Annotated in this window: 21 protein-coding genes; 12 read left to right on the forward strand and 9 right to left on the reverse strand. The window is 45.6% G+C overall.

Features of this window, described 5'->3' with window-relative positions; translation table 11 throughout:
* Positions 1-159 precede the first annotated feature (159 nt).
* The 4 genes from AC5YB1_RS04070 to AC5YB1_RS04085 all read right to left on the reverse strand — a co-directional run bounded on the left by AC5YB1_RS04070 (position 160) and on the right by AC5YB1_RS04085 (position 2529).
* Complete coding sequence (locus AC5YB1_RS04070; RefSeq protein WP_494520817.1) at positions 160-762, reverse strand: hypothetical protein; 603 nt, start codon at positions 760-762, stop codon at positions 160-162.
* Between the two features lie 11 nt (positions 763-773).
* Positions 774-1598 carry a hypothetical protein gene (locus tag AC5YB1_RS04075; protein WP_494520818.1) on the reverse strand — a complete coding sequence of 275 codons (825 nt, stop codon included), beginning with the start codon at positions 1596-1598 and terminating at the stop codon, positions 774-776.
* Between the two features lie 23 nt (positions 1599-1621).
* Positions 1622-2035, reverse strand: a complete 414-nt coding sequence (locus AC5YB1_RS04080) for a hypothetical protein (RefSeq protein WP_220735615.1) — start codon at positions 2033-2035, stop codon at positions 1622-1624.
* A gap of 86 nt (positions 2036-2121) precedes the next feature.
* Positions 2122-2529, reverse strand: a complete 408-nt coding sequence (locus AC5YB1_RS04085) for a hypothetical protein (protein ID WP_494520819.1) — start codon at positions 2527-2529, stop codon at positions 2122-2124.
* A gap of 622 nt (positions 2530-3151) precedes the next feature.
* On the opposite strand from AC5YB1_RS04085, the gene AC5YB1_RS04090 reads away from it, so the two are divergent.
* The 5 genes from AC5YB1_RS04090 to AC5YB1_RS04110 all read left to right on the forward strand — a co-directional run bounded on the left by AC5YB1_RS04090 (position 3152) and on the right by AC5YB1_RS04110 (position 9437).
* Positions 3152-3736: an ECF-type sigma factor gene (locus tag AC5YB1_RS04090; RefSeq protein ID WP_494520820.1), complete on the forward strand. Its 585-nt coding sequence runs from the start codon at positions 3152-3154 to the stop codon at positions 3734-3736.
* 24 nt (positions 3737-3760) lie between these two features.
* On the forward strand, positions 3761-6589 hold the full coding sequence (locus AC5YB1_RS04095) for a serine/threonine-protein kinase (RefSeq protein WP_494521574.1): 2829 nt from the start codon (positions 3761-3763) through the stop codon (positions 6587-6589).
* 119 nt (positions 6590-6708) lie between these two features.
* Positions 6709-7623: a patatin-like phospholipase family protein gene (locus tag AC5YB1_RS04100; RefSeq protein WP_494521575.1), complete on the forward strand. Its 915-nt coding sequence runs from the start codon at positions 6709-6711 to the stop codon at positions 7621-7623.
* 221 nt (positions 7624-7844) lie between these two features.
* Complete coding sequence (locus AC5YB1_RS04105; protein WP_475514963.1) at positions 7845-8429, forward strand: LON peptidase substrate-binding domain-containing protein; 585 nt, start codon at positions 7845-7847, stop codon at positions 8427-8429.
* A gap of 78 nt (positions 8430-8507) precedes the next feature.
* A complete protein-coding gene (locus AC5YB1_RS04110) occupies positions 8508-9437 on the forward strand; it encodes a pseudouridine synthase (RefSeq protein ID WP_494520821.1) in 930 nt (309 codons plus the stop codon).
* 42 nt (positions 9438-9479) lie between these two features.
* On the opposite strand, the gene AC5YB1_RS04115 is transcribed toward AC5YB1_RS04110, so the two are convergent.
* Both AC5YB1_RS04115 and AC5YB1_RS04120 read right to left on the reverse strand, forming a co-directional pair.
* Complete coding sequence (locus tag AC5YB1_RS04115) at positions 9480-11360, reverse strand: alkaline phosphatase D family protein (RefSeq protein ID WP_494520822.1); 1881 nt, start codon at positions 11358-11360, stop codon at positions 9480-9482.
* An 85-nt stretch (positions 11361-11445) separates the two neighbouring features.
* A complete protein-coding gene (locus AC5YB1_RS04120; protein WP_494520823.1) occupies positions 11446-12129 on the reverse strand; it encodes an MliC family protein in 684 nt (227 codons plus the stop codon).
* A 187-nt stretch (positions 12130-12316) separates the two neighbouring features.
* Here AC5YB1_RS04120 and yegS point away from each other — a divergent pair, with 187 nt between their 5' ends.
* The 3 genes from yegS (at position 12317) to AC5YB1_RS04135 (ending at position 15196) form a co-directional block, all read left to right on the forward strand.
* Positions 12317-13225 carry a lipid kinase YegS gene (gene yegS, locus AC5YB1_RS04125; RefSeq protein ID WP_494520824.1) on the forward strand — a complete coding sequence of 303 codons (909 nt, stop codon included), beginning with the start codon at positions 12317-12319 and terminating at the stop codon, positions 13223-13225.
* Between the two features lie 196 nt (positions 13226-13421).
* Positions 13422-14669, forward strand: coding sequence for a sensor histidine kinase (locus tag AC5YB1_RS04130; RefSeq protein ID WP_475514958.1), 1248 nt, complete (start codon positions 13422-13424; stop codon positions 14667-14669).
* Positions 14666-15196, forward strand: a complete 531-nt coding sequence (locus tag AC5YB1_RS04135; protein WP_475514957.1) for a response regulator transcription factor — start codon at positions 14666-14668, stop codon at positions 15194-15196. Before AC5YB1_RS04130 ends, AC5YB1_RS04135 begins: the two co-directional genes overlap by 4 nt.
* A 187-nt stretch (positions 15197-15383) precedes the next feature.
* On the opposite strand, the gene AC5YB1_RS04140 is transcribed toward AC5YB1_RS04135, so the two are convergent.
* Positions 15384-17438, reverse strand: a complete 2055-nt coding sequence (locus tag AC5YB1_RS04140) for a TonB-dependent receptor (RefSeq protein WP_494520825.1) — start codon at positions 17436-17438, stop codon at positions 15384-15386.
* Positions 17439-18067: 629 nt separating this feature from the next.
* On the opposite strand from AC5YB1_RS04140, the gene AC5YB1_RS04145 reads away from it, so the two are divergent.
* The gene (locus AC5YB1_RS04145) at positions 18068-18211 is read left to right on the forward strand and encodes a hypothetical protein (protein WP_494520826.1); all 144 of its coding nucleotides are present in this window, start codon (positions 18068-18070) and stop codon (positions 18209-18211) included.
* Positions 18212-18371: 160 nt separating this feature from the next.
* On the opposite strand, the gene AC5YB1_RS04150 is transcribed toward AC5YB1_RS04145, so the two are convergent.
* On the reverse strand, positions 18372-18581 hold the full coding sequence (locus tag AC5YB1_RS04150; RefSeq protein ID WP_494520827.1) for a TOBE domain-containing protein: 210 nt from the start codon (positions 18579-18581) through the stop codon (positions 18372-18374).
* Between the two features lie 95 nt (positions 18582-18676).
* On the reverse strand, positions 18677-19570 hold the full coding sequence (locus tag AC5YB1_RS04155) for a DMT family transporter (RefSeq protein WP_494521576.1): 894 nt from the start codon (positions 19568-19570) through the stop codon (positions 18677-18679).
* A 203-nt stretch (positions 19571-19773) separates the two neighbouring features.
* Here AC5YB1_RS04155 and AC5YB1_RS04160 point away from each other — a divergent pair, with 203 nt between their 5' ends.
* The 3 genes from AC5YB1_RS04160 (at position 19774) to AC5YB1_RS04170 (ending at position 22375) form a co-directional block, all read left to right on the forward strand.
* A complete protein-coding gene (locus AC5YB1_RS04160) occupies positions 19774-20274 on the forward strand; it encodes a MarR family winged helix-turn-helix transcriptional regulator (protein WP_475514953.1) in 501 nt (166 codons plus the stop codon).
* A 235-nt stretch (positions 20275-20509) separates the two neighbouring features.
* A complete protein-coding gene (locus tag AC5YB1_RS04165; RefSeq protein WP_494520828.1) occupies positions 20510-21949 on the forward strand; it encodes an MBL fold metallo-hydrolase RNA specificity domain-containing protein in 1440 nt (479 codons plus the stop codon).
* 132 nt (positions 21950-22081) lie between these two features.
* Positions 22082-22375 carry a hypothetical protein gene (locus AC5YB1_RS04170; protein ID WP_494520829.1) on the forward strand — a complete coding sequence of 98 codons (294 nt, stop codon included), beginning with the start codon at positions 22082-22084 and terminating at the stop codon, positions 22373-22375.
* Positions 22376-22391: the final 16 nt, after the last annotated feature.

Genomic DNA, 22391 nt, shown 5'->3' on the forward strand with positions numbered 1-22391 from the left:
AAATGTTGCCACGGTCACATGTTAGCTACTTTGCAACCACTTTCTGGTGACTCGTAGCTTTCAATTGTAAAGCCTTGCTAACTGTAAAGATCGGCAGTGACACAAGTGTTAAACCTATCGACTAGATAGTGGGGGGCAGTTAACCCCACACACCGCAGTTTAAAAAAATAAGTTAGATGTGTCTCTATATTCGTATTTCACCTTAAAATCATCGCTAGAAAGATCCAATGCAACATTGAGCGAATTGGCGTTGACAAAATTGACTCTAAAGGAACCTTCATTGGAACCAGCCTCAACATCTGTGACCTTGCAGTCCATTTTTTCCTGAACAGTTCTCTTAAATAACTTCCTGTCGTATTCACGAAGATCTTTATATTGTTGGATTAAATCAGCATCTGCGACATCTAGCATGTCAAAATCTGCTGCCTTGATATTTTCGCAAACTTCTACTGCAATATTTATGGCCTCGTCAACAGGTTTGGAGCACGCTGTCATACCAAGCAATACCAATGCTAAAAGCAATATTTTTTTCATGTTAACTATCCCTTCAAAATTTTTGTTAGATATCCTAAAAATTATAAGATGGATTACTAAGGGGAATTTTTTAGCTGTACTGGCTATCAGTCTGGTTGCGCCTGTTGTTAACATACCAGTTCCCCTGTAAGCCCGAAAAAACAAATAAGGCACAGATAACTTGCATAAAGAAATCTGAACATTTATCCAAAAGCCAAGAACTGGCCATATCAACGTTTCGTCCTTCACAGTTAAACCTGTTACTGACCACTAGTACCTGAAAATTTTTCATTGGTTTGATACCAAGGCAACAGTTGCAAAATAGCAAATAACAAGGTTGACATCAGCAATAATGGTAAACCTAGCCTCATAGTATCAAACAACATTTTCAACATCTCTTTATCTAAACCAAAAGAACTCGAGTAGCCTCTCATATCATCAAAGTATGAAAAAGCATCATAAATAGGAACACATAGTACAATAAGAAATATTAATGCTAAAACTCGACTCACAACTCTAGGTAAGCCAAGCAATAGGCTGAAAAGTGTTAAGGTTATAAATAGCAATTGGAACCCAGTGTTTTCAACTAACTGTAAATAACTTTGTGATTCATTAAATATTTTAACCAAGGGTAAAACCATAGAGATAAACAAGCTAATTAAAACAAAAGATGAAAACTTATTATAAATTTTGAAATCATTCCCTCCAGGAATCGTTATTGATTTAAGCGCATTGCTGGCTTTTGAAATATCAATATTATTCACTGACGCCTTTGTTTTCCCTGCTGTGGCTGCGGCAAAAGTTTTAGCTCTACTCATATTCTCTTCATTAACACTGTTTCTAGCTTGACTATATAAGTTAGCAGCTACTTTCTTAGCTTTATTTAGCCTTTCATCAGCAGCAGTTACTGTTCTCAGAACATAAATATTATGTGCTGTCCCATCTGTTACATCAAAATCAACCTCATCACCAATAGCTGGGCTAACCTGTGAACTAAACTTGTCTGGTGTCACTTCAAATTTTTGCTCGTTTTCACCCCGAATAATCGTTAACTCAGCAGTGATATGTAAAATTGTCCCTTTCATTACTATTCCTTTTACTCTTAGGGTTAACAGCTAGGTGCCGAAATTAGCAACTTTGGCTTGATAGTGTCAGGAGTTACTTTTGATGAAAGGCCAACAATGTTAATGGAAACCGAACGCCCACATAGCGTTTCAACTGCAAGAGTATTAGTTTTACCATCATCCACACTACTTTTAATCGTTACCGTTTTACCAGATGATTTTATTTCCAAACTTAAGGCCGTTGTATTTTTCGTATAGCTAACAAACCTATCCTGGCCAGTAATATCAAGCACAGCCACACCGCCGTCAGGTACATACATATTGACGACTGATTTTTGAACTTGATCTATGCTAGCGCTATAGGGACCCTGAAGTTGCACCACGTCAGATATGATTTGTGGTTCTTCAGCCAATGAAAAACCAGATACGAGTATTAATGGTAGCGTTAAAAGTTTCATTGTATTGCCTTTATTATTTTTTTAGTGGTAATTGCTTTGACAAGATTGCAACTGTATTTATATGCATATAGGTGTGTAACTTATGTTTAAATGTCGACTAAGGTGTACCTACCGAACTCTTTGGATAATTTAAACCTGTCACGGCTCCCAAATGACTTAAACCTGTATGAGATAATTACCATCCCTGATTTTTCTTTCAATACCATATCGACCAATCCACAGTCTGAGTTTGAGTACTCTTTCTGAACTTTTTTGGGTAGGCCTTTATTTTTTTGAGTGACAAACTTGGTATACTCTGACTCTGGAAGAAATGGTTTTAGGTTTTCTGGATTAGCCTCTTCAGTGATAAACTCACTAAATACCTCACAAAAATGTACTCCCACCTCTTCATTACTCATTTTTGAGATCTGCTCATCTGTAATTGGGGCATCAGAGCAACCAACTAAAGCAAGTGATAATAAGCACAACAATATGATTGATTTGGGTAACTTCAAGATTTATCTCCTTCAAAGCCTGCTGTATGCAGATACATATTTACCTTCGTTCTGTCTATAAACCCGAAAAAAACGCCCTAGTTTAGAGCTTTTCGGATCTTGTTTTAGAACACCTCATGCTTAGGCTCCTTTCATAAGGTTGAAGCTAGGTTATCTGAATAGTTAAAGAAGGGAAGATACGTAAATGCCGAAATAATTCGTAAAGTAGAGAACAAAAAATTACAGAACTTTGACATGATCCCAGTATTTGTTTTCATGATGGGGTGATCAGTGAAGCGCTGGCTGCCCATATCAAACGCTATGAGTCGTCCTCATATCATAGGTTTCCTCTTGATTCAGCTATTGACGATATACAGAGCTACTTCTGATAATAATCCTAAATTATCGCAATATACATTTGATACTTAACTGTAGAAAAAATAAGGGTACTGTTATAAAGTAGATGGTTCGGTTTTTACCTATTCATGAGCTGAGAGGGAGAGCTTCAGTGAATCGCTATAAAAAATTTTATAAGGTAGCGACATTTTGAGAATATCTTTTGCAATAAGCTCTTTCGCTCTCATTGAATGGTGTTACATGGATTGTGAATTCACGCACCTAGGAAGCAGAACAAGTGAGCTCAGTGGCTAATACAAATCAAGATTTTGAACAACTCACCAACATATTAGTTAAATGGAATACTGGTGACAAAGTCGCAGAGCAACAGCTCTATCAGTTTGCTTATCAAAAATTTCATCAACTTGCTAGTGAAGTCAAATCGAACTCTATTGGTGAGCGGCCTGAAAGCACGCTATTAAACATTTCGTGCAATACCACATCTCTAGTTCATGACGCCTTTATAAAAATTCATCAAAGTAGAGATGTTGCACCTGATACGACAAGAGAGCTTTACATAACGTTTTCAACTGTGATCTATTCAATTCTAGTAGACAACATACGAAAATCTAAAGCAAAAAAACGACAAAAAAATAGTACATCGGCGATGAATACAACTACTTTGGACAAAATACAGCGCATTTTGGATATAGAAATTTTACTGAAAAAACTATCACTAGAGTATTCTAGGCAGGTATCCATTTTTATCTACAAATATGTCTGCCTTATCCCATCAAAAGAGATTGCTCAGTTATTTTCTATTTCAGAATCGACAGTCGATAAAGACCTTTCTTTTATCAAGCTGCGAATTTCAAGTTATTACCATAATTAATTTCACTTCAGGGACGTTTTAGTGATGCAAAACCTTTATGAGCACTATTGCCATTTATCTACACTTAATGAGAGTGATAAATCAGATTACATTGAAAGTCTTAAGCACGATGATGCTACCTATATAGCATTAACGAAGATGCTTATGGATGTAAATATTGATATCACACAGATTTTCAATGACAGTATTGAGCTTGCTGGGGAGCAGATAACAGGGAGTCTTAAGGAGGGTGATAGTGTATGTAAATATAAAATCACCCAGTTACTAGGCAGAGGGGGGATGGGTAGTGTCTACCTAGGCAAAAGGCAAGATGGTGAGTACTCTCAAAATGTAGCGATTAAGGTTGTACCGCTTGCTCTATTGAATAATGAATCAGAACAGATTTTTAACTATGAAGCTCAGGCACTTGCTTCATTAAATCACACTAACATTGTATCAGTTCTAGATGCGGGTCGAGATGTTCGAGGTTTCGCTTATATCGTAATGCAATATGTTAACGGGCAAACATTGAGCAAATATGTAGATAGTAATTTACTAACTGAACAACAAAAACTCAAACTGTTCATACAAGTCCTCGATGGAATTACCCATGCTCATGCAAACCAAATACTGCATAGGGATATTAAGCCAGAAAACATTCTGATTGACGAACAGGGTCAAGTAAACATAATCGATTTTGGTATTTCAAAATTTATTCATTCACAAAAAAGTGAATATAATGAACCATATTTAAAAGCACTATCATTTGCTTATGCCTCTCCAGAGCAAAAGTCAGGTAAGCACATTACAATCGCATCGGATATCTACAGCCTTGGAAAAGTTTTATCTGGCTTAATTAGTGACAATCCAACCCTGCAAAGTATCACTATAAAAGCGACTCAAGATGATATAAATCAACGGTACCAAACGACAACTGAGTTTAGAACTGATATTGAGAATTTTCTTTGCAATAAACCAACTATAGCTTTCAATAATCCATTGTATAACTCAAGGTTATGGTTCAAACGAAATTATCTCCGCTTTTCTTTAGTACTGTTCATTACGCTGATTAGTTTGATATCTGGAGTTAAGTATTATGATTCCTATATCTACGCTCAACAGCAAGAGTTATTGGCAGATAACAACTTAAAACTAGCGGAGAACATGCTAAATCAAGTTGATGTTAGAGTGGTTACTGAGATTGAAAGGCAGAGGGCTTTAGTTAACTCCGCTAGGAATATCGATATCAGCTTACTACCTTTAGAGCAAGCTGTTAGATTTACATTGTCTCTTGCTAGTGCATACAAAACTATCGGTGACTATAAGCAATGTCAGATATATACATCGAAATTATCAGCACTTACTGATGACAATACGTTATTCAATGTTGAAAGTTTAATTGCTCGAAAAATTCAAATTGAACTAGATGTATTAAACAATAATAACAGAGATATGCAACGAGACCTTATCGCTTTAAATGAAGATGTGTTGAAGCTTACTGACTTATCTGATAACCGACTTTTTTCTCTTATCGATTGGGAAGTTGGCACGACTACAATTTCAAATGTAGAGTTGCAAAAGTTGTTTGATTTGCTTACCTCAAACCTCAAACCAGTCAATAGAAATCAAGAGGTTTTGTTGGAACATGTTAGATTGATAGCCATGTCTAATATCAGTAAAGCAGAACAATTAAGTGGTATGGAAAAGTTGCTGGAGTTAGTTGAGAGCAATATTTCTGACATATCTTCTAAGAGGTGGGTTAGTCTTTTGCATGACTGGTATCTTATGTCTAATATACAGGGGAAACAGTCGGCTAATAATATCAGTGAGAGATTGGTTAAAAATGCTCAATTACTCCAATCCCTTCTAGATAGTGACCACCCATCAGTATATGTATTGGCTATATTGGCAAAGCAGACGTCAGTAATTAATGATTTTCTACTTCCTGATAGTATTCTTGATATTTATAATAGTATAGATGCTAATGTTATCCCCTCTTCGTATCAGACTAATTATTTTATTATTGAATTGTCTGAGTCCATCAAAAACAATGAGTTAATAAAATCTTACGGCATAATGAGTAATGTGTATGTTGACTTGCCTAAGTATGGTGAAAACGCTCTAAATTACTATCTACAGTTTACGGTGTTTGCCAACAGATTTAACCGCCAAGATCTATACTTAAATCATCTTTCTACACTCATCGAACACTATCGACAGAAGAATAATTTAGGCCATGCAGCTTACTTTACCTATGCCTTATGTAGTAATTCGGCTAATATTGACGAAAGGTATTCATCTGAATTCAAAGTCGGCGTTGATGCTTGTGATAAAGCAATGGAGTTTTATAAAAAATATCAAGGTCCCAATAGTAACTTTTACATTATGTCATTGCTTTCTAAGCTACGCCACTTAACAAATTCTGGTGAATTTAATGGCATGAAAAGCTTAGTAAAAGAAGCTGCATTGTTAAAAGAACAAATATCTTACCCAGCTACAAAAGAGAAATATTATATAACTCTCGTAAGAGCATTCCTGGAGTTGCAGGATTTTGATACGGCAGAGCAGCTCCTTTCTGAGTTTGAGTTATCAACAAAATCTAGCCTGTTTGATAAATATCTCCTTAAATTGGAACTGTTATCAAGAACAGAGAAAATTGATGAACTTGCTGTCGTGTTGAATTCCGTACCAGAAATTGACTGCAATGGCATTTCAAATTCAAATATTAGAGATTTTAATCTATATCGAAAGAACTCAAAAATGAAGCCTAAGTTATTATGCGAAGGAAAGTTGCACTGGAAAGATGTTGTAAAGGATACTAATCTAGCAGAAGCTATCTATTCATCAGTCGACAGCTTTGTAACAGGCTTGTAGGAATTTCACATAGTGTTAATGACAATGCCAATTTCGATTAAAGCTTAAATAAAAAAAGCTTTAATCGTTATTGGTGAGGTTGTTAAATACCTATTGGGATTGCAGGGCTAGACAAAACCCTGTTCACGCAATTTTTTAAGACCAGACAGACACCGCTATACACCCTAGGCGCTTCGTCGGGGGCGTGGCGTCTGGCCTGCATGGCGCAGCAGGACCCGCTCGCGGCCTATGCTCGGCTCGAACAACATTATATTGAGCAGCGTTATGATGTTAAGCCGACGCCTGTTGAGGTATCCCGCCAGATACAAACCATTATCAAAGCGATTTTAGGCGATAAGGCCGGGCAAGATATTGTCGATAATCCGATGATAAAAAGCCATGTTATCGCCTGTAAGGCGCGGCATTTAAATCGCCTGCCCAGTCGATTGGCCCTAGGGACTGGTCTTGCGACCACGGCGCTGAGTAATCTGGTTAGTCGCAAGACCTTAGGGCTGCATTTTCAGCGCATGATCTTTGGTAACGCGGCGGCGCGATCGCCCTTTTTACACTTAACCGATCTTCCCACTGAGCACCTCGCATTGACCGCGACCAACTTAGCACAAGTGCTGCAGGCCACAGGGTCGATTCCCTGGGTATTGGCGCCAGTAACTCAAATCGACGGCGCGCCGCAAGGACATTATTATGATGGCGGCATCACAGATTATCATTTTGATTTGGCGATAGAAGATGGTGAGGGATTAACCTTGTACCCCCATTTTTATAGCCAGATATTACCAGGGTGGTTTGACAAATCTTTGCCTTGGCGCCGTGCTCGGCAAAACTACCATAATGCGCTGATCTTAGTGCCGAGTGAGTCTTACATTCGTCAACTACCCTATGGTAAATTGCCCGACAGAAATGACTTTGCTCGCCTGCCCAGTGATGAGCGAATTCGGTATTGGCAGCAGGTTTTAGCGGCCAGTGACGTGTTAGCCGATGACTTTGATAAGATTTTGAAAAGTGGTGATATTATGCAGTATCTTGAGCCATTTTAATGATTAGTTTGAAGGGGGGATGAAACCAAATATGGACAAGTCAGGTCTAATTATTAACGGAAGAAATAGTTAGATTGGCATGGTCTAGCCAATGCAATAATGACGTATAAAGCAGTAATGAAAACAACTGCTACACTTTATTATTATTGCTCCTAGTCAATCGTTTGCAGCCTTCATTATGCTCGGTTTTGCAAACATCGACCAAGGGCGAGGAGGCTGCTATGTTAATGCAAGAAATGGCACTTATCATTCGTGATGAACTGTTATTACCCGCTGGCAGAGTCGAGATCCGAGTGGCAGGGCCATCTGGATTAAGCCTGATAGCTGAGGTACTTAAAGGGCATTATGCTTTAGCCTTTGGCATGGCAAAAACCGACAGCATCCCCCCTTGTTACACCATCGCGACTCAATGTGAGATTATCGACTTTAACCTACTCGATGACGGTTGTTTGGGCGTTGTACTCGAAGGCCAGCAAAGAGTAAAAATCTTATCGGCCAGCCAGCGTAAAGATGGCAACTGGATAGCGCGTACCTTAGGCTGTAATAATTGGCAACAGGAGCCAATTGAAGGCGAATTTGAGCTGATCAGTGCCGCATTAGCGCAATTTTATCAGGTCAATCCTGCCCTATTTGAACTCTACTCAGATCTGCACCTCGAAGATGCCAGCTGGGTGAGTCAGCGTTGGTTAGAGGTGCTGCCTCTGTATAACCGTGACAAGCAAGTGTTAGTTAATCAACCCGATTGTCACAAAACCATGGACTTTGTGCTTGAGCTGATTAAATCTCATGTCAATCACAACATTTAATCTGCAATTGGCTTAGATAGCGCCCCTTGGCGCTATCTTTGTTATTATGACGCCCATTTTGATTTACTGGCCAGCATCATGGTTCGCGCATCCCAAGCCTCATATATCGTACTCCCTGACCATCCTTTGCCGCCCGCCACTGTGGTGGCGTTTTTAATCGCGCGTTTTTCGCAAGTTTCGGCCCAAGAATGGCAATCACGGGTGCGTCAAGGGAAGGTGCATTGGCAAGATGGTCAACCTATCGAACTCGATAGCGCCTATCGGCCCAAGCAACGTGTGTATTATTATCGCGAGGTGGCCGAAGAGCCCTGCATCCCTTTTAGCGAGTCGATACTGTATCAAGATGAACGTATTATCATCGCCCATAAACCGCACTTTTTAGCGTTGCATCCCAGTGGGCAGTTTATCAATGAATGTTTAGTCAATCGGCTGCGAATCGCTACCCATGAGCCGCAGTTAGTCCCAGCTCACAGGCTCGATAGGGCTACGGCGGGCATAGTGCTATTGATTAAGCAGCCAGAGTATCGCGACGCCTACCATGGCCTATTTCGTGATGGCGCGATCACTAAAACCTACCAAGCCTTAGCGCCCTTAACCCCAGTATTGGCGCGCCAATATAGCGATGGTAAGTTAGCGAGCCCCTTGCGCTGGACGGTAAAAAATCGTCTGGTGAAAAGTGAGCCATCATTTATGATGCAGGTGACTGATGGAGAGGCCAATAGCCATTCAGAGGTGGCCTTGGTTGAGGTGCAAAAGGGGATGGGCCGATTTGAACTGTCGCCCATTACGGGTAAAACCCATCAGCTGAGAGTGCATATGCACAGCTTAGGCATGCCCATTTGTAATGACAGATGTTATCCCACTTTATTGCCAAAGGCGGCGGATAACTTTGCTCAGCCGTTAAAGTTGCTGGCTCAGCGGCTGCAATTTAGCGATCCTATTAGTGGCCGGCATATCGATATTCAATTGGCCGATTTACCCTTTAGCGAACCCATTATCAAAGGATGATAACAAGGTCACAGGGCTGTTAGCTGCGGCGCTGCAATCCGTTTATTTTGTCTGCTTTGGTGGTTTAAATTCGGTTTCGCTCATGTCGGCATGCAGCACGCTAATACGCTCTGGTGCGCCATTATCAGTAAATGTCACTAAGCCTATGCCGCTTTTATTCACCAGTCGTTGGCTATTAACGCCATTAGGGCGCCTACCGCGAATCGACATGCGTTTGCGTTTTGTCAGCCAGTTTAAAGGTGAAAAGTGGCCATACAACCAACCATTGAATTTATCAAACAGGGGCAATAGCTTCTCAGGAAACTGATTTTTAATGCCGCTGCAGGTGATTTGATAAATATTAGGGCTCATAGAGCGAAAGCGAATGCCAATATCGTAGGCAAAAGAGTAGTGCACATCGCCCGATAGGATCACAAACTGCTCGGGTGTTTTGCGGTGCAAAAAGATGCTCAGCAAGGTGTTGGCAGTGCCTGGGTGGGCCATCCAGTTTTCGGCATCGACCAGCAGCGACGCGCCTATCCAGGTGGCGGTGCGTTGCACGGCTTCAATCAATTTAACCCCGAAGATCGGGGCGGCCGATACAATAATCACCTTGTCTTGCCCCACCAGTTGCTGCTGCATCTCCATCAGGGCTTCCCAGTCCATTAAGCCTGAAGGCTTGGCTAGGTTTGACTCGCTGCGCCAGCGTTGGGTGCGGGTATCGAGTACCATGAGTTTAGGGCTGGTATTGAGGTGGTAATGCCATTGGTCAAAGTGCAGTAGTGTATCGATGAGCTCATCGTGTTGACTCTCTGTGGGAGAGGCTAAAAATGCACTCAGTTGAGGCACTATGTCGGCTTTAAATTTATCCGGTTGATTGCCTATCCCCTGAAACAGGGTGTAGCCAATTAAGCCGTTGCCGATGATCCGCTTAGAGAAAGGGTGGCCATAGGCTGCTTGCTCCCATTTGGCGGTGAGGTTCCAGTCGTCGGTGATGTCATGATCATCGAAGATCATATAAGTGGGCAGGTGTGCCAGCAGGCGCCTGACTTGGGTTAAGCCCGCTTTAAACTCGAGTAGGTGAAGCCATTCTCGTTGCCATCTAGCGCTATTGGCTGGTGACAAGCCGTTAACCTGCTTAGGAATATCCATTAACGCCCATAATTCGGGTGACCAAGACAGCAGATAGATAGCGATCACTTCGGCCAAGCTGGTGAGGTGATTTTCGGCGATCGACGAGGTAAAAATGGGGTGATTAATATACCAACGGCTGATGGCGGTCGCCGCAGGATATTCGGTGCGCGGCAATATGTTTTTGTGGCGTTGATACATAGACGCCGGCTGGTAGCTTATGTGCTTGCTGTCAGTCAGCGAAGCTTGCTGGAACTGCTCATCGCGCAGCCCCAGCAGCTCGATGGTCTTGCCGATGGCATATAACATGGGGCCTGCGACATCATCGAGGTAGACTTGATCGCCACTGAGCATTAACAGTGCGGGTCGCGAGGTCACGCTGTTGTCTGCTGCCATCAAAGTATCGGCAGCCACTAAGCTGTCACCACTATGGTGATGGGGGTTGCGACAAGAGCCGTGTAATAGCTTATCTATTGCAGGTTTTACCACAAATTGCGGTGCTTGCTGCTGCGGATAATATAGCTGCTCAACCGCACCAAATAGGTTGCCATCGGCAGGGGTGGAAACCCCATATTCAATCAGCTGTTCGCTGGGATTGAGCTCAGGTCTGCAGAGGTGGATAACATATTGATAGGCGTGTTCGCCCAACTTAAATTGAGTAACCTCGTCGGCCCCAAGTGGATATTCCACCTCAGCCAATGTCAGCGTCAGTGCGGATAAGGGCTTGCTGGCCACAAACAGTAAACAAACATTATCACTATCGCAGTGGCGCAGCATCGGACCGGCCAAGAGTAAGGGGAGCGTGACAGCCATGTTAAGCTGGCCTCAATCGATTATGACCTTTAGATGTGTGCATTTCACCTCTTATGGGGGTTAGGGTGTTGTTTCGTTAATCGCATTATTTTATCAGGGTGCACTGCATCGGGGTGGCTTTGTAGCCCCATGTGATGCTGGCTTGACCATGATGCTCCCAAAATTGTTCATTACGGCCTTGGTAGCGAGTCCCGCTGCCGCTGGGCTGAATCGTCATCAAGGAGGTGCTGTCACCAAACTCGGCAATTAAACTATTGGGCTCGGTGTCAAAATAGGTGATCACCACCTCTTTGGCTGGGATATTATCACAGCGATAAAATACCGGTCCGGTAGACTCAACTAGGCGATATCTTGCCTGTAGTTCTACCATGCGAGTCTGGTAGTTGTCGATAACACATTGTTTTTTATAGGTGCCTTTCCAGCAATCATTACGACCTTTGATAAAGCCGCGTTGCTCGGCTTTGAGCACCGGAGGGTGTTGATTTTGCGCTTTAGCTAATGCCTGAGCGTAAATGCGGGCCAATTGTCTATCCATCGCTGCCAGCGTGGCATCGTGGCAGATCAGGTTCTCGATGCTGCTTAATGAAGGGCTGGTGCAATCGTAGCTGGGGCCAGTATTCTTGTTTTGGCTTAGCTCACTCGGTTCAATTGGCTCACTTGATGCAACAGGCCCGCTAGATTCAACTGGGGCGGTGGCGCACCCGCTAAGTAAGGCTAATAATAGTGCGTAACTCAGCGGCTTAATATCGAATTGTGTCAGCACTTGCATTAGTGGCTCCTTATTTCAGGGCGGGCCTAATATCGGATAGAGGCTTGAGAATATCGCGTCAGTAGCAACCCAGCAAATGTTTAACATTAACCTTGTTTCACCGTACATGTTTAGCTGGCGTGTTTTATCTTTTCGTTAAATTGGGCATCATACAATGAGTGCTTATAGGTAAGTGGTGGAGGCCAAAGTGAAGATCCGTATCTTATTAAATGGTAAAAAAGCCCAGTTAGCGCCATTGCGATTGGCGATAGATAACTTACGCAAGCAGCATGATATTGAGGTGCGCGTGACTTATGAGGCCGGCGATATGGCACGCTTAGTCGATGACGCCATTGGTGATAATTGCCAGCGACTGGTGGCTGCCGGTGGTGATGGCACGGTCAATGAGGTGGTCGATGCGCTGTTAACCCACCCTAAAACCTCACGTCCAGCACTGGCGATTTTGCCTTTAGGCACCGCCAATGATTTTGCCGCCGCCTGCGCCATTCCTGATGAACCAGAGACCGCGCTGCAACTGGCATTAAGCGCCGATGCCTTTTGGATCGATGCGATTAAAGCTAACGATACCCATTTGATCAATATCGCCAGTGGCGGTTTTGGTGCGCAGGTGACTTCGACGACGCCAGCGGCGTTAAAAAACTTTCTCGGTGGCGGAGCCTATACCTTATCTGGGCTGATCCAAGCGCTGAGTTTTAAACCCTATGAAGGTGAATTTATTATTGATGGTCAGAGCGCTTCACAGCAGTTGTTACTGGGCGCCGTGTGTAACGGCCGTCAGGCGGGCGGCGGCCAGGTGTTAGCGCCCAATGCCTATATTAACGATGGTTTACTCGATTTAGTCGCCCTGCATGATTTTCCGCTAGAGGCCTTATCACAGGTGATTGATGAGTTTCGTCAACCCAAAGACGATAATCAATATGCAATATATGCTCAAAACACGGCGGCCCGTTGGCGCGCAAAGTCACCTATGCCAATTAACCTCGATGGCGAGCCGATCACCACCACTGACATTCGTTTTGAGGTAGTGCCTAATGCCATCAAAATGGTGCTCGGCGCCGACTGCCCTATGCTTAAACCCGGTAGTGAGCCCGCTTAAGTTAGCTTTAACGGGTGAATGCCTAGCCCGCTTGATGCGGCTCGCTGATATGAGGTGTTTTTTGGCCGTGAAGGGGGCTGTTAAGCTCACATCTTTGAGGATAAACGGTGCGATAAGTGGCCTAAACGCGTTAAAATAGCCCTTACGGATTGATGCAATGTCGCCGCGCAGCGGCCACCTCAGCTAAGGAACTCAAGTGCCCTCTCTAGCCAGTTCACGATACCGCGCCGCCGATCAACTGGCGCTGCTGCGACTGATGGGTCTCGTACTCAAACTATGTTTAACCTTCGCTTTGGCCGACACCTTTGGATTATCGCTGCACAGTCCGGCGCTTAATTTGGCGTTGATCATTGAGGGGCTCTACCTCGGCTTTACCTTCTACCTAAGAAAACAATTGTTTAATAGTGATGCAGGGCTGTTTATCGCTTTACTTATCGACACCTTACTGTGGATCACTTGGCTCTATTTTTCCGGTGGTGCGACCAATGCCTTTATCTCGCTATTGCTGCTCCCCATCGCGATAGCCGCGGTCTTATTACCCAAATGGGCGCCTTGGGCGCTGGCCTTATTATCGACCTTAGCGTATAGCGCCATGTTATTCACTCTGCCTCAGGGGGAGATGCAGCACCATGGTATGGACATGAGCTCACACTACTTGGGGATGTGGTTTAATTTTGTGATCTCTTCACTGGTACTCACCACCAGTGTGGCATTTTTGGCTAAACGTTTGCGGCGCCAAGATGCCGAGCTGGCCTATATGCGAGAGGCGCAGCTGCGCCAAGAGCGGCTGCTGGCACTGGGTACCGCCTCGGCGCAAATGGCGCACCAGCTCGCCACACCTCTGGCGAGTCTGCGGCTGTTGGTCGACGAATTAGATGAAGAATCCACTGGCAGCCAGGTGACACTTGATGAGATGCAAGCGGCGCTTAATGTGTGTGATACCACCCTAGCCGAGCTTCGTTTGGCGACCGAGTCGATACGTGCTGGTGAATTTAACTACATCTCAATCAATACGTTAATTGAAAGCTTACAACAACAAGTGCGCTTACTGTTACCCAGTATCGAACTGAGCATCTCAACCTTAGATTGTCGCGGCGACGAGCAACTGCGCGCCGATGCCAGCTTGCTGCCAGCGCTGCTGGCATTAATAGAAAATGGCGCGCGAGCCAGCGAAGAGGTAGGTGGCCCAGCGCGCGTTGCGCTGTCACTGCAATACCAATGTGATGAACTTGTGGTGGCGGTACGTGACTTTGGCCCCGGGATCCCCAGCTCGTTGCTCACCCAATTAGGGCATAAGATTATCGATAAACCCAAAGGGATGGGCGTGGCTTTGCTGCTCAGTCATGCCAGTTTTGAGCGCCTCGGTGGCCGCTTGATTTTTGGCAGCCATCTTGATGGCGGGGCTGTCGCTCAGGTGTATCTTCCGCTACCGGAGGCGCAATGAAACGCTTATTAATTATCGAAGATGACCGCAGCTTGGCGGCCATTTTAGCGCGGCGCATGAGTAAGCATGAGTTTGAATGTCGCCAGTCTCATGATGCGACCGAAGCCCTGTTGTGTGCCCGTGAGTTTAAACCTAGTCATATCTTGCTCGATATGAAATTGGCCGAAGACAATGGTTTGGCCTTAATCTTGCCGTTAAGGCGCTCCTTACCCGATGTGGTGATGGTGTTGTTAACGGGGTACGCCAGTATCGCTACCGCAGTGGAAGCTATTCGCTTAGGCGCCGATAACTATTTAGCCAAGCCAACGGACACCCAAACCTTGCTGAATGTACTCAATAATTGCGCGTCATTGCTCACCGATGAGGGGGTCGATGAGGCGCCTTTGAGCACGAAACGGGTGGAGTGGGAACATATTCAGCAAGTGCTCACGGCCAACAAGGGCAATGTGTCGGCCACGGCGAGACAGCTAGGCATGCATCGACGTACCTTGCAACGTAAGTTACTCAAAAAGCCGGTGAACAGCTGATCCTCTCCCCGCTGGTGCGCGGCATCTTGTAAGGCTGGCTGAAGTTGGTGATTTGTCCTCATGCAAAAAAATCCCCGGCATCTTGCGATGGCGGGGAAGGGAAGTGCAGTGGAATGGTCCCTAAAATGATAATAACGATGTTAAAAAGTGCAGATCTGCAACGATGACCGATTGCTAGCATTGCCTCTTAGAAGCGATATTCACCTATCAGCCAAGCGTTGATCCCTGTGCCCGGCATACGTTCACCCAGTGCCAACTGACTGTTAGCTACTCGGTTATAGCCACCAAGGTGCTCTTGGTACTCGGTGTCAAACAAGTTGTTTACGCCCGCTTTAACCAGCCAGAGGTCGGCATCATAAGCCAGCGATAAGTTGACTAAACCATAACCAGAGGTTTGCAGCTCCTGCTGGGTGCTAGACACCTTATGTTGCGCGCTTACTCCTAGCGCCTCAACGCGAGCCAACCATGCTCCTCGTTGGTAGTTTAGGCCAACCGTGATGTTTGGCGGGGCGATGCGATACAGATTATCGTCGATATCGCGGCGCTCTCCTCTAACATAGCTGGCTAACATATCGAGCTGAAGCTGGTCATTGAGCTGGTAGCGGGCGCTAATGTCCATACCGTAGAGCTGGGCATCGACGTTGGCAAATTGCAATGGGTGGCTGTCGCCCATCATCTGCGCGGCCATGATCACCGCTTTATCGGTGGCATTAACCCCTTGAATATAATCATCGATACGTTGCCAAAACAGCCTTGGACTCAGTTGCAGACGGTTGTCTTGATAGTCGGCGCCAAGCTCCAATTGATAGGCGGTTTCTAAGGATAAATCCATCTGGCCGACATAGGTGCGCCCATCGGCGAGTCCACCTGTTGATTGCATCGGCACCCATAAATAACGCTGCTGATAGCTGGCACTGTCTTGCTTACGCGCCGCCGCAACAATCCAGCTCAGCGACTCATCCACTTGATAGCGGCCATTAAGTGCTAGGTCGATACCCGTTTGTGATTGAGAGCGGTCGGCTGCATTGTATCTGTCCATCAACACCTTGATGGCAGGCATACTCGCCGCCATTGAGTGATTAACCTCATCGGCATCGGTTTGGTAGTGCTTGACTCGTAATCCCAGTTGCCAGTTCCATTGATCGATATCTTGTTGCCACTGGGCAAAGGCGCTGACGGTATTATCGGTAACGCCATTGAAGTTATCGACCTTGAACATCGGCTTGGTGGGATCGGTGATCACCGAGTCATGCTGGCTCCATTGCGTATCGAGGCCGAATAGCCAAGCGGCTTTGGCCATCGACACTGAGCTGTCGATACTTTTGCTGTCGGCATTGTTATAGCGGGCACTTGCGGTGTCATTTTTCACCCGCTCGCTAAAGTTGTCCATGCCATGACGCGCATCGCTGTAAGCGAGATGCCAATTGATGTCCCAATCCTTGAGCAGGTGTTGCCCTTCAAGCTTGACCCTGTCGGTGCGGATAAAATCGATATCCATAGGTAAGGCCGGGGTCCCGGCATTAGTGGTTTCTAGATGTTGATAGCCGATGGCTATCGACTCATCGTCAAAGCCCTTATCGCTAAGGTTAAAGCGATATTGGCCGCCTACAATCGCCTTATCGTAGGTGGTTGGGGCGATGTCGATACCGGCGCCAGTTTGTTGGTTGGCATTGGCTTGCATAACATCGCCATACAGTAGCAGCGCCTGTTGCTCTGCGCCGAAGTTGGTTTTCGCCCCAAGGTGCGCTTGCTCTCCATTATGTTGATATCGGGCGGCCACTTTACCGCTGAATTCATCGAAGCGCGCCTGTGATTCAACCACTTTAACGCTGCCCCCAAGGGTATTGGTGCCAGCCGACACAGGGGCTATACCACGGCTCATCTCCAGACGTTCGCTATTGACTAGGCTTGCATAGCTCAAAGGGGTATCCATGGCGTTAGGGCCGGCCCCTGCCAGTGTGACGCCGTTAACCTGGGTATTGACCCTGTCGCCAAATAGGCCGCGATACTGGGCAATTCCTGTCAATGGCCCGTTGCCATTAACGGCCGCGCCGGGCAGCTTGCTCAACAAACTACTAATGTCGGCAACAGGCACGTTAGCTTCACGGGAAATGGTGCTGTCATCTTGCTGGTGACGGCCACTGACTTCAATAATCTCAAACGCCGCTTGGTTTGCCACCACCGGCGTTGCTAACAGACTGCTAATGGCGAGGGCTAAATAAGAGTGTCGTAAAGTGATCATATACGGTTGATATTCACTGGTAATTTATTGTTGTGGCGTTATTGTCTCAGTGGGCATTAAGGCTGACAAAGGTAAATCGCCAGAGTGCGACAAGGTGTCGCAGTTAGCTGATACATGCGCAGATTATCCGCCCAGTACCAAAGTAAAACGTCACCTCAAGCATAAGCTTTAGGGCGCTTAATTATATGCTGCACAAAACTGGGCTAACTTGTGTTTAAGCTGCGAGTTGCTTGAGACTTGCCATAGAAGCGTGTGCAGGTAATGAGCTAAGCGATTCAAACGCCTGTTTGTTTTATTGAGCACCTGCCGTCACAGTTATTTAGCAGAAAGTGATATTAATTTTGACTTTTTCGCGACGGATTTGTGGCTGTGGTTTATCAGTTTTCTGCCAGCGTATTTGATATATATCATTTAAAATCAAGCTACTGCAATTGTTGTTGGATGGTGGGGTATTATTTGCGGTCTATTGATATGACCAATAAACAGGCTTGACAGTCGAACTGAACACGCCTTTAATCGTCTTAAGGTGTTTGATAAATAAAACGCCTTGTTGGTTTTATTGTGCTGCCAAATGCTTAATTAGCGTTAGGCATCTTTCTAATTGAGTTATGACAATATTGGTATGCATCATGGAAAATGAACGTAATAACAGATTTTACCCGCTAGAGACGCAAACAGAGGGCTTGATTGCGCAGCACTGTTTACCTGCGATGCCAGAAGGGCATGAGGGCGACAACGAAGAGGAGGTGTGTTTCGTACTGGGTTACAATTAGCGAGCACTTCGTGTTGAGCTGTAGGTAAAATAAAAACAGCGGCAATACCTAGGTATGCCGCTGTGGTTAATATTGGCTAATTATCTATTTTTGTAAGTCGCTGCGCTGTAAATCCCGATCAGGCAATTACGCATTCGCTAACCAATAACCAGCTAAATATTTAGTCAACGGCAACCATGACGTTGCTCGCCTTGATCACCGCATAAGCTTCGCCGCCAACCGTTAGGCCTAATTGCTCGCACGATTTCTTAGTAACTACAGATGTGATCTCAACACCCGGCGCCAACTCGATCACCACTTCGTTGTTAACTGAGCCTTCATCTATCGATTTAATTTTGCCTGTTAGTGTGTTGCGTGCACTGATCTTCATTAATTATTATTCCTTTAAGTCATACGAAAGAGGTAGATTCTAACGTGTTTAGCGATTGTTGTTAACCGTAAAACATACCGAAGTCTAGGTAAAATTTAACCTTTAACTGGCTTACCCTTTAGTCGGCTGCGCACCAAATAGATGATCTGCGGCATCAAAGAGGCAACAATCATCCCCAGCATCAATAGATATTGGTATGGGCTAAAGCGCTCGCCCAGCAAAAACATGCCCGCCACGATCCCTGCAATCGGATTGGCAATGCCGCCAAAGGTAAAATCGACCACACTCATGCGTTGCAGCAACCAGACATACATGCTGTAGCCCAGTACAGTATTGAGTAACACTATCCAAACGAGTCCCAGCACATTATTGCTGGTCAGTTGGCTCAGCGCTAAGGCATAGCTGTGAGGCGCCATAAACGCATGCACCGCTGTTATCAAAGAGAGAATTACGCCGCCCAATAGTAGTTGCCAGGTTAAAATGGTCCACCAATGAATGCGCCCGCCTAGCGCCTTAGTGATAGTGCTTCCCACAATAATACAGCCAATGGCCGCGAGCATAGCCACAAGGCCGATAGGGTTTAAGCTAATGGCGTTAGGGTCAAACAGCAGCCAAGCCAAACCTATTAAGATAGAGCCAAACAAGGCCTGTATTTTACTCGGCCGTTGTTTATTGACCATCCAGTGAAACAGCATGGCAAATACCGGAACACTGACCATGCCGACCCCTGAAATGGCCGAGGGCAATGTCAGTGCCATCACAAAAATCAAGCTGAAAAACAGCGCAATATTGATCACGCCCAGCTTGAGCAAAATAGACCAATCTTGCCTTTGCGGTAGGCTAGGTTTTATCGCCAGTAAGATAAGCCCCGCTGGCAATGCACGTATTGCGCCCAATAATAGTGGCGGCCAGTCGGGCAGGCTAAATTGGGTCACCGCATAAGTCGTGCCCCAGAAAAATGCTGGGATCATCGCAAGCAGCACATTCATCATTATCTCCAGTTAAAGTATCTTTACGTTAAGATATTAGTGTGCGACTAAACGGTTCGCTTGTAAAGTACCTTACCGTTAAATATCTTTGCGTTAAGTTAGTTTTGTGGTTATCTTGGCAACAATCGCTATCGTTACGGCTGATTTTGCCTCCACTGCTGCCGTGCGAACCCTGATAATAAGCAATACCTTGGGAGCCAAAGATGAATAATATTGTTACCGACGGCGTCGACAAAGTCGTAGCACAATGGGCCTGTGAAAAACCGCAGTTAGAGACCATGCCCATGGCCATTATAGGGCGTATGATGCGCTTATATAAACACCTAGAGGCACAGATAACCGCCTGTCACAAAGGCTTTGGCTTAACCCAAGGCGAGTTTGATGTGCTGGCTACCTTGCGTCGCAGCGGGGCACCTTTTAGCCTCACGCCGTCGGCATTATTAGACTCCATGATGCTCACCTCTGGTGCCATGACAAATCGACTCGATAAGCTTGAGCGCAAAGGGCTGATCAGCCGAGTTCATAGCCAGCAAGATCGCCGCAGTGTGACGGTGGCGCTTACCGATGCGGGGCTCAATCTCATCGATATTGCCATAGAGGCCCATGTGGCACTGCAGCAGCAATTGATGCAAGGTTTATCTCCCCAAGAACGTACCGCATTGAACCTGCTTTTTAAGCAGTGGTTGACTCAGTTTGAGCCTTAGTGACTCACTTGCGATCTCTTATGTTCGAGCCGTATATGCAATTCAGGGCTTTGTCTTGGCTGACTGCTCCTTAAAACCGGTATGGGCCCAGCTATGCCAAAGCCTGTTATTTTAACTATGCTGCATACATTATTGTGCCGCTTGCCAGCTATACTTTAAGCATATCAATAAGGGCGGCAACATAGCGTGTCACCGCCTCACTTCTTCCTAAGTACTCGCTATTTAAGGGATTGTTATGCAGATGACACTAGAGTTTTTAGGTGCGACCCAAGAGGTAACCGGCTCTTGCCACCTACTCACCATCGATGGACGCCAAGTGTTACTCGATTGCGGTATGATCCAAGGGGGCAAGCAAGATTCGCTGCGTAACCATGACCCCTTTGCCTTCGATGCCAGCCAGATCCACGCCGTCGTATTAAGCCACGCCCATATTGACCATTCTGGTCGCCTGCCTTTATTAGTTAAGTCCGGCTTCAAAGGTCCTATCTTTACCCACAAGGCCACGGTAGAGCTGTGTGACATCATGCTCAGAGATGCGGCGATGCTGCAATTTCGCGATGCCGAGCGCATTAATAAACGCCGTGCTAAAAATCAACTCGATCCCATTGAGCCCTTGTTTACCGAGGAGGATGTCGCCTTGGTGATGCAGCAATTTGTGGCGCTAGATTATGGCGAGCCTTGTGAGGTGGCACCCCATGTGCGCATCAGTTTAGCTGATGCAGGCCATATTTTAGGCTCAGCCATTGTCGAGCTGTGGGTAGGGCAGGCAGCTGAGGAAAAAAAACTGGTATTCAGTGGCGATTTAGGTCGCGCCGGCATGCCTATTTTGCATGATCCCAGCTTTATCGACAGCGCCGATTTAGTCTTAATGGAAAGCACCTATGGTGATCGCCTACACCGGAGTTGGCCTGATACTCTAGAGGAACTCAAGGCGATATTTGCCAGCACCATTAGGCGTAGTAGTGGCAATATTTTACTGCCTGCGTTTTCGGTGGGGCGTGCGCAAGAGCTGCTATATCTGTTCCATTTGTACGCTAAAGAATGGGATCTATCACGCTGGCGTATCTGCTTAGACAGCCCGATGGCTATAAAGGCGACTCGAGTCTATGTCGAAAACTACAACTTAATGGATGAGGACTTTAAACGTTTTACTCGCCTTTCTCCGGGGCAGCATCCCCTGTTGTCTAATGTCGATTTTATCGACAGCACCGAGGAGTCGATGGAGCTAAATGAGATCCACGAAGGCTTAATTATTATTGCCGGCAGTGGCATGTGTAATGGTGGGCGTATTCGCTGTCATCTAGCCCATAATTTAGCTAACAGCCTGTGTGATGTGATCATCTGTGGTTATCAAGCCATGGGTACGCCAGGGCGTTTGTTGGTCGATGGTGCCGATAGCCTGACGATACACGGCAATCCCGTGCCCGTTAAAGCCAAGTTACATACCATCGGCGGCTTATCGGCCCATGCGGATCAAGCCGAACTGCTTAACTGGTATCGCCACTTTTCGGGGGCGCCATCTGTGGTGCTGGTACACGGTGAATCAGAGGCGCAAAAAGTGTTGCTCGCTACCCTGCAACAGCTGGGTGAGTCGGCGCCTATCGAGTCGGCCATTGCCGCGTATGCGAATTGCCTCGATCTGAGCGCCTTGCCCAAGTTAGTCTGGATACCTTGATACTCATCGCCTTGGCGTGACGGTGGTTAAGTGGACAGATTTTGCTGATTTGTTGATTATTTGTTTGTTTTTGGGTTTGCTGGTAGCATGTTGACTTCATTTACTTTTTGTTAATCAAAAATGGAGCGTGTCATGCGATTACCACTGGCTAAAGGACTTGTCATTGCGGCGTCGTTATTCTCTTGTTGTGCGTTAGCGCAGCGCCCCGAATTTGCAACCACAGCGGCAAAGCCTGATTATGACTTTGCTAAAAATTCGCCGGCAAAGGTTAGCTTTTCTCTTAAGCGCACCAGTCGGCATGATTTTTCGAAGACCACCGCCGCGTACGCCGATTATGACTTTGCCGATAACCAGCCCTGTAAAGATTGCGATGCGCCGAGTATCTCAACCCCTCATGATTTTTCTAAGACTGAAGCGACCAAATAAACCACTATTCACATAA

The organism is Shewanella sp. 433 (genome assembly GCF_059338565.1).